Consider the following 6,921-nt stretch of genomic DNA (forward strand, 5'->3'; position numbering starts at 1 on the left):
GCCATGGGCAGGATCTTGGAGCCATCTTCGCGCCTGGCAGCACGCCACGCGATCGGGCGTTCGCCTGCCTATAATCAAGGCGTTGATCGAGGCGTCGGGGGGATGCGTCAGGCCCTCGCGGACGTTTATGCAAATCATGCATAATCATATTTTGACCCGACATTGGATTTTCGTCACCCGGGCCGGCACCTTCGGAGCAATCAATCCGCTTTGGGAGGGCGAACATGTCCGTTCGTGAGCAAGCAGAACGTCCGTCCGATCCGAGGCTGTCGCGGCGGCGCCTGATGGCGATGGCGGCGACCACCACGGGCGCGATCGGTTCGGTCATGCTGGATTTGCCTGCGTTCGCCGAGGAGAAGATGGCCATGCCTACCGACCGGATTGAAAAACTTTTGCCGGGCTTTCGTCACAGCCGCATCGAGACATCAGGCGCGGAGATCAATACGTTCGTGAAAGGCGAGGGCGCGCCGCTCCTGCTGCTGCACGGCCATCCGCAAACACTGGTATGCTGGCACAAAGTTGCGCCGAAGCTTGCCGAGCGGTTCACGGTCGTGCTGACCGACCTCAGGGGCTACGGTGATTCCAGCAAGCCTGACGGCGGCAAGGACAGCATCGCCTATTCCAAGCGCGAGATGGCGCGTGACCAGGTCGAGGTGATGCGTTCACTCGGCTTCGAGCGTTTTTTTGCAGCCGGTCACGACCGCGGCGGGCGCGTCCTGCACCGCTTGCTGCTGGATTATCCCAACGCCGTGACCAGGGCCGCACTGCTGGATATCGCGCCGACCGCGACGATGTATGCAAAGGCGAACAAGGATTTCGCGATGCGCTACATGTGGTGGTTCTTCCTGAGCCAGCCGGCGCCGCTGCCGGAAACGCTGATCGGCAACAATCTCGACTTCTATCTCCAGGCGCACATCAACAAGCAGAACAAGACGCCGGGCGCGATTGATCCGCTTGCGTTCGAGGAATACCGCCGTTGCTATACGCGCGAGACGCTGCACGCCGTCTGCGAGGATTACCGGGCTGCCGCCGGTATCGACCTGATCCACGATGCGGCCGATTCGGACAAGCGGATCGGTTGCCCCTTGCTCCTGCTCTGGGGTGAGAAGGGCGTCGTCGGATCAAGCTACGACGTGCGTGCGACGTGGCGTGAAAAGGCAGTGGATGTGCGCGGCGAGAGCCTGCCTTGCGGACATTATCTGCCCGAAGAGGCGCCGGATCTCGTGGTTGACAGGCTCAGCGGCTTCTTCACGTGATCAGAGAGCGCGAGCGGGTCGGTCAGATCACGTCAAGCGGCTCCTCGCGTCCCCATGACTCCACGGGGTCACCTAAACGCGTTGGTGACGCCTTTCCAAAAATAATTGCCCATTGACGGCCCGACCATGTCGGCGCCGACCGGTCTCGATCGTCCTTGGGTGGACACGTCGCAGATGTGCCGGATAGGAACCCCGCACGCGCGGCGTGATGTCGTCACCACGAGCCGTTAGTATCGAACTGGAGCAATACCCATGAGGATCACCGTCGAAACCAGCGTCGCAGCCCCGATCGACCAGATCTGGCGCGCCTATACGACGCCTGCCGACATCGTGAAGTGGAACGCGGCGTCGGACGACTGGCACACGACCAAAGCGACGGTCGATCTGCGCGAAGGCGGCGTCTTCTCCTCGCGCATGGAGGCCAAGGACGGCAGCATGGGGTTCGACTTCGCCGGCACCTACACCACGATCGTCGAGCACAAGCTGATCGAATATGCGTTCGGAGATCGCAAGGCCGAAGTCGAGTTCGTGCCCGCGGCTAAAGGCATCACCGTCCGCGTCGTCTTCGATGCTGAATCGACTTACTCGGTCGAGCAGCAGCAAGGCGGCTGGCAGGCGATCCTCGACAATTTTGCGCGATATGTGGAAGCGAAGCAGAAGGCGTCGTAAGTCGGCCCGACGACAGGGCGCCTGAGTTACTGGGCTTCGGCGACCTTCGCTCCGGATGACAGCATCTGCGCGTTGGCCGCCGAGGGCCGGTTCGGCGGCGATGCCGGGTCCGGCGATCGCGAGGCGGTGTCGGACGGCCGGCGGGCAGCGGTCGTGGGAAGCACGATCACCTTCGCTCCGACCTTCACCCGCTCGTAAAGGTCCGTCACGTCCTCATTGGTGAGCCGGATACAGCCGGAGGACACCCGCTTTCCGATCGTATCGGGCTTGTTGGTGCCGTGAATTCTGTATTCGGTCTCGCCCAGATACATCGCGCGGGCACCGAGCGGATTGGTCGGACCGCCTGCCATGAACCGGGGCAGATAGGGCTGACGCACCAGCATCTCCGCAGGCGGACGCCAATCCGGCCATTCCGTCTTGCGGGCCACGGTCTGCTCACCGGACCATGTGAAACCTTCGCGACCGACACCGATGCCGTAGCGCATCGCCTGTGTGTCGTTCAGGACGAGATAGAGCAACGTGTTCTTGGTGTCGATGATCACCGTGCCCGGCGCCTGGTGACTGGTATAGTCCACCACCTGCCGAACAAATGCGCCGGGACCCTCAACGGCCTTTGGCGGTTCGACCAGGGGCGCCGGAGCCGGACTTGGAGCCGGAACTGGCACTGATGCATGAACGGGAGCTGCCACGTAAACCGGCGACGAGGACGCCATCGCCTGGTGCGCGGCAGGCTTCTGCGTCGGCTGAACGGTGGCGGGGCGGGACAGCAAACCATATCCCAACGCGGCGACGGCCACGGCGCCAATGCCAACTCTCGCGGCCATCGGCAGCGCGAACGTCTCCGTCTTTCTGCGTTTGGCCCGCTTACCCATGTGTTTCCCCGGATCGCTTCGACCCGGAAGAGCTACCCAGCAAGATTTAAGAAACTTCGAAGCGATGTTCGCGGAAGCTGGAACCGTTAAACGTCGTTAACGCCGATTCCTGTCGGACCCACGGTAGCTTGAGTGACGATCAGCACCCTCGGCAGATGCCGCTGATCTTGCGGTCCACATTGGCATCCTCCTGATCGAGGAGATCGCGCGGTCCCATTGTCGTTGAGGGGATGTCGGCCGCGTGAGGCTGGCGGTGGCCAACCGGGGCCGTCCAGGGCTTTGTGGTCGTTTCCTTTCCGGCGACCGCCGGTTGGAAGGATTGCGCCGCCGCGGCGCCGATCGTCGATGCGAGCGCGAGCGCAACCAGGAGCTTCGAAATGATCATCGCGGCCTCCAAATGCCATTCCGCGCATGATGGGCGGTTCCGACATTCAGATTGGTGCGGAAGACCTGTTATTCCGGTCATGGCGGAGCCGTGATGCCGCCGTGATCAGGCCGTCCGCAGCGTCGCCTTGTCAGGCCGGTGCCTTGCGGCCGATCAGGCCGAACACGATCATGACGAGGCTGATGCCGCCGACGCCGCCGGACACCTCTCCGACCGCGCGCATCAAGGCGATGGGATCATTGGACCACGCCGTCATGTCGCGCATCGAGAGGAAGAACAGCACGGCCAGCACCAGCAGCACCGTGCCCACCGCAATCAATCGCCAGTTCCGTTGCCGCATGCAAGATGCTCCCCGTGTCGCCCCTGGGACGGGCGAGAGCGTTCACTGTGCAGAGATAGTGTCGTCGATCTCGCTTCGGGTTCGATGGAGGTCATGCCTAACGCCTCACTCTGGTTCACCGAACCATCGCCGAGCGGCCCGGGACGTGTCCTCAACGTCCGGCGTCCCCTCGCTGACCCAACTCACGATGCCGTCGGGCCGCACGAGCAGGGCGGTCAGGCCCAGTCGGTCCCCGGCATCGCTTGCGACATGGTTGATCCGCCCGCGCCAGCGGCGCGCAAGGATATCGAGCGACGGGCGGGCTTCGAAGTTGAGCAACAGCCCTTGTCCTGTCCTGAGCAGAGCGGCGGGTCGCGTTCCATCATCGAGGGCGAAGTCGGGCACGCTGCGGCCGACCAATGGATGGGAAGCGCCGAGATCGTAGCGCTGCAAGACACCCAAGACGCGCTCGGCGAAATAGGTGGCGCCGTCGCGCGTGTCGATGAGATCGCGGACGATCGCTTCGAGAGCACGCGAACTCCTGCTCGGACGCATGAGTGCGACCTGGGCGCGCGACCAGTCGAGGATCCGTGCTCCCACCGGCTGCCGCTCGTCCGCGTAACTGTCGAGCAGCCCGGCCGGTGCGTCGCCGCGAATGGTTGCGGCGAGTTTCCAGCCGAGGTTCATCGCATCGCCAAGACCGAGGTTGAGGCCCTGGCCTCCCAGCGGCGAATGGATGTGCGCGGCATCGCCCGCCAGCAGCACGCGGCCCTTGCGATAGCAGCTTGCCTGACAGGCGCGATCGGTCCAGGTGGTGGCGAGCGCAAGCCTCGTCACCTTCACATCGATGCCCGAGATCTTGCGCAGGACCGCCTCGATCCGCTCGCGGTTCGGCTCGGTGCGGTGGGCGGCACCGCCGTCGAAATCGACCATCGCGATCGTGCCGGGCGCTGCATAGGTGTACATGCCCGACGCGGTGTAGTGCCGGCCCGGCATGAGCGCGGCCGGATCGGCCAGCTCGACCTCTGCGGAATAGCCGGTGAATTCCGGATCGGTGCCGGCAAAACCGATGCCGGCAGCCTTTCGCACCAGGCTGCGTCCGCCGTCGCAGCCGACCAGCCAGCGGCCCCGGGCCGTTGCACCGGTTGTTTCCACGGTGACGCCGTCGTCCGATTGCGTGAAGGACTCGACGCCGCAGCCGCGCCGGATCGCAACGCCCAGCTCTGCGGCGCGGACGGCGAAGACCGCCTCGATGCTCGCCATGTCGGCCGCAAGGCTGCCGATCGGGCCGGGCAGGCGATAGCGCCATTGCGAGCTGTCGATCCGATCATGGAAGAACTGGATGCCGGCGAAATGGCCGCCCGGGCGGCGCTGCCGCTGCATCCAATGCGCGGCCGCCGGCGTGTCACGGCCGGCTGCGCGGTGCGTGAGATCGCCGAGCAGGTCGCGGCGATCCAGGCTCTCGACGCTCGGCACGGAAAGTCCACGCAGCCCGAACGGCAGGCTTTTGAGCGGCGAATGCGGGTCTTGCGCCTTTTCCAGCACCAGCACCGAACAGCCTGCCAGCCTGAGCTCGCAGGCCAGGAACAGGCCGACGGGGCCCGCGCCGGCAATGATGACGTCATAAAGGAATGTGTCGGGATGCTGCATGATTTGCTCCGTTGTCGACTGTCGATGTTCGACCGGAGCGTTTCCCGAACCTGAGAACCTCACGGACGAACCATGGATCGCCTCTGCGGCGACCGTTGTTCGTCGTGGGGATCTCCGGCGCGAGGCCAAAGACCAGAGCTTTCGTTACCGAAAGGACTTGGGCTTACCAGACCAAGTCTGCCTTTTCCGACAGGGCCATTTAGCGTTGGAGCGTGGCTGCGTCAACCGGCGCGCATGGCGAGCCTCGACGGCTTCCGCTACGATCCCCTCGCACCATTTGCCGGAGACGCTGGGATGCAAACGATCGGCCTGATCGGCGGCATGAGTTGGGAGAGCACCGCGCTCTACTACAAGCTCATCAACGAACGCGTTCGGGATCGCATGGGCAAGCTGCATTCGGCCCCGCTGCTGATGTACTCCTACGATTTCCAGGAGATCAAGGAGATGCAATATGCCGGCCGCTGGGCTGAGGCAGGGGCGAGTCTTGCCGAGGTGGCGCAGCGGCTCGAGCGCGCCGGCGCGCGCGCGATCGTGCTGTGCACCAACACGATGCACAAGCTGGCCCCCGATATCGTGGCGAAGCTGACCGTTCCCTTCATCGACATCGGCGACGCGACGGCCGAGCGCATCAGGGCGAGAGGATACAGGCGTGTCGGGCTGCTCGGCACCATCTTCACGATGGAGCAGAATTTCTACACGGACCGCCTGCGCGCGCAAGATCTCGATGTCCTCGTTCCCACGGCCGAGGAGCGGGCCGACGTGAACCGCATCATCTATGACGAGCTGTGCCTCGGCGTCGTCGCCGCGCCCTCGCGCCGCCGCTATCGGGAGGTGATGACCGCATTGGTCGGGCGCGGCGCGGACTGCATCATTCTCGGCTGCACCGAGATCACCATGCTGGTGGGGGCTGCGGACACGACGGTCGAGACGTTCGACACCACTGCCATTCACGCGGAGACAGCGGCCGATTTTGCGATGAGATGACGCCGGATCACCGGCTGCGCTTGGCGACGTGGGCGGATCCGGAATCCGCGATCGTCCGCACGACGAATGCGATGCGCTCGTCACGCGCCGCGGGCCTGATGCGGCCGGAACGTTCGAGCTCGGTGAGCCCGTGAAGCGCGGCCCAGAAGCTTTCGGTCACCACGGCGACGTCGCTGCAAAACGGGGTTACGACCGCCGCAAGCGCCTCGAAGGCCGCCTGCAGCTCCGGCCGGCTTCCGGCTTCGGCGAAGCGCAACTCGGTCGGCAGCACGAACATGGCCTGGTAGAGCGCAGGGCGGCTGAGCCCGAAGGCGAGATAGGCGGTGGCGACGCGCTTGAGGGCATTCCGCCCCGTCGATCCGCTTGCCGCCCGCCGAAGCGCGGCCGCGATCTCCCTGAAGCCCTCGAGGGCGACCGCTGCAACGATCGCATCCCTGCTCTTGAAATGCGAATACAGCACCGGCTGGCTGTATTCGATTTCGTCGGCGAGACGCCGGATCGTCACCGCGTCCCATCCCTCGCGCTCCGCGATCAGGCGTGCCGTCGTCACGATGCGCTGCTCGCGCTCGGCCCGCTCCCTGCCCTTCCGTTCCGCGATGCCCAAACCTTCGGCCCTCCCGGCGCCCATACTGGACGACGCTTGACGATCTAGCAACGTTAGACTATATATCTAGCGACGCTAGATAATATGTCAACGATAGGATAGGAGATCATCATGCATGTGTTCGCGCTCGGAATTGGATCGGTCTTGGCCCTCGCGATCATCGCGATCGGTACTCTCTATGT

At 64.4% G+C, this 6,921-nt stretch carries 8 protein-coding genes; 3 read left to right on the forward strand and 5 right to left on the reverse strand.

The window, feature by feature from the left end; translation table 11 throughout:
- Positions 1-224 precede the first annotated feature (224 nt).
- Both IF809_RS32370 and IF809_RS32375 read left to right on the forward strand, forming a co-directional pair.
- Positions 225-1,256, forward strand: coding sequence for an alpha/beta fold hydrolase (locus IF809_RS32370; RefSeq protein ID WP_462839559.1), 1,032 nt, complete (start codon positions 225-227; stop codon positions 1,254-1,256).
- Between the two features lie 252 nt (positions 1,257-1,508).
- A complete protein-coding gene (locus IF809_RS32375; protein WP_462839560.1) occupies positions 1,509-1,925 on the forward strand; it encodes an SRPBCC family protein in 417 nt (138 codons plus the stop codon).
- A 26-nt stretch (positions 1,926-1,951) separates the two neighbouring features.
- On the opposite strand, the gene IF809_RS32380 is transcribed toward IF809_RS32375, so the two are convergent.
- The 4 genes from IF809_RS32380 to IF809_RS32395 all read right to left on the reverse strand — a co-directional run bounded on the left by IF809_RS32380 (position 1,952) and on the right by IF809_RS32395 (position 5,151).
- A complete protein-coding gene (locus tag IF809_RS32380) occupies positions 1,952-2,797 on the reverse strand; it encodes a L,D-transpeptidase (protein WP_462839561.1) in 846 nt (281 codons plus the stop codon).
- A gap of 139 nt (positions 2,798-2,936) precedes the next feature.
- Positions 2,937-3,194: a hypothetical protein gene (locus tag IF809_RS32385; protein WP_462839562.1), complete on the reverse strand. Its 258-nt coding sequence runs from the start codon at positions 3,192-3,194 to the stop codon at positions 2,937-2,939.
- A gap of 118 nt (positions 3,195-3,312) precedes the next feature.
- Positions 3,313-3,522 carry a hypothetical protein gene (locus IF809_RS32390; RefSeq protein WP_462839563.1) on the reverse strand — a complete coding sequence of 70 codons (210 nt, stop codon included), beginning with the start codon at positions 3,520-3,522 and terminating at the stop codon, positions 3,313-3,315.
- 105 nt (positions 3,523-3,627) lie between these two features.
- Complete coding sequence (locus tag IF809_RS32395) at positions 3,628-5,151, reverse strand: FAD-dependent monooxygenase (RefSeq protein ID WP_462839568.1); 1,524 nt, start codon at positions 5,149-5,151, stop codon at positions 3,628-3,630.
- Between the two features lie 294 nt (positions 5,152-5,445).
- Here IF809_RS32395 and IF809_RS32400 point away from each other — a divergent pair, with 294 nt between their 5' ends.
- The gene (locus IF809_RS32400; protein WP_462839564.1) at positions 5,446-6,135 is read left to right on the forward strand and encodes an aspartate/glutamate racemase family protein; all 690 of its coding nucleotides are present in this window, start codon (positions 5,446-5,448) and stop codon (positions 6,133-6,135) included.
- 7 nt (positions 6,136-6,142) lie between these two features.
- Here IF809_RS32400 and IF809_RS32405 read toward each other — a convergent pair whose 3' ends face one another.
- Positions 6,143-6,739 (reverse strand): TetR/AcrR family transcriptional regulator, encoded by a 597-nt coding sequence (locus IF809_RS32405; protein ID WP_462839565.1) that lies wholly within the window; start codon positions 6,737-6,739, stop codon positions 6,143-6,145.
- Positions 6,740-6,921: the final 182 nt, after the last annotated feature.

Source organism: Bradyrhizobium sp. UFLA06-24 (genome assembly GCF_054967145.1).

Coding starts and splice junctions, on each gene's coding strand:
- IF809_RS32370 (WP_462839559.1), top strand. CDS start 225: ATGTCCGTTCGTGAGCAAGCAGAACGTCCGTCCGATCCGAGGCTGTCG.
- IF809_RS32375 (WP_462839560.1), top strand. CDS start 1,509: ATGAGGATCACCGTCGAAACCAGCGTCGCAGCCCCGATCGACCAGATC.
- IF809_RS32380 (WP_462839561.1), bottom strand. CDS start 2,797: ATGGGTAAGCGGGCCAAACGCAGAAAGACGGAGACGTTCGCGCTGCCG.
- IF809_RS32390 (WP_462839563.1), bottom strand. CDS start 3,522: ATGCGGCAACGGAACTGGCGATTGATTGCGGTGGGCACGGTGCTGCTG.
- IF809_RS32395 (WP_462839568.1), bottom strand. CDS start 5,151: ATGCAGCATCCCGACACATTCCTTTATGACGTCATCATTGCCGGCGCG.
- IF809_RS32400 (WP_462839564.1), top strand. CDS start 5,446: ATGCAAACGATCGGCCTGATCGGCGGCATGAGTTGGGAGAGCACCGCG.